The organism is Effusibacillus lacus, assembly GCF_002335525.1.
Classification (GTDB): Bacteria; Bacillota; Bacilli; order Tumebacillales; family Effusibacillaceae; genus Effusibacillus; species Effusibacillus lacus.
In genome coordinates, this window is sequence record NZ_BDUF01000035.1 from 1 (window position 1) to 488 (window position 488).

1 protein-coding gene is annotated in these 488 nt (G+C 43.4%); it reads right to left on the bottom strand.

The features are described from left to right. Positions 1-8: 8 nt before the first annotated feature. Complete coding sequence (locus EFBL_RS07950) at positions 9-302, bottom strand: transposase (protein ID WP_165912636.1); 294 nt, start codon at positions 300-302, stop codon at positions 9-11. Positions 303-488: the final 186 nt, after the last annotated feature.

The window sequence follows — 488 nt, forward strand, 5'->3', positions numbered from 1 at the left end:
AGAATATTTCACTTCCGGTCTTTTGCGAAGATGTGCATTGCCTTTTTTAAGATGGCATTCTCCTCTTCGAGATCGCGAATCCGTTTTTGTAATTCCCGTAGATCTCGGTCATCTAAGAGCTGGGCCCCACCTCCTTGTGCATCTTGATTTGTTTGACGTTTATATTGCTTCAGCCAGCCATGAAGGGTATTGGGGGAAATGTCTAATTCCCGAGCGACCTGCGCAACCGGCTTCCGCTGCTCAAGAATATATTCGACGGTTTGACGTTTAAAATCTGAATCATATTGCTTTAACTTTTTCACGATGAAGACACCTCGATTTTAAGATCATGTTTATTATAATGGATAGGATATAAGGGACAAGCCACCTAGGGCTCCCCTAATTCGCCTTCCCTCCGGTCAGGCTCACTACGGGGCTACATCCCAAAAAACAATCTACCTATCCATTGTGATCTCTAAAATCTGTGTCTACTATTAAGACTAGCATCA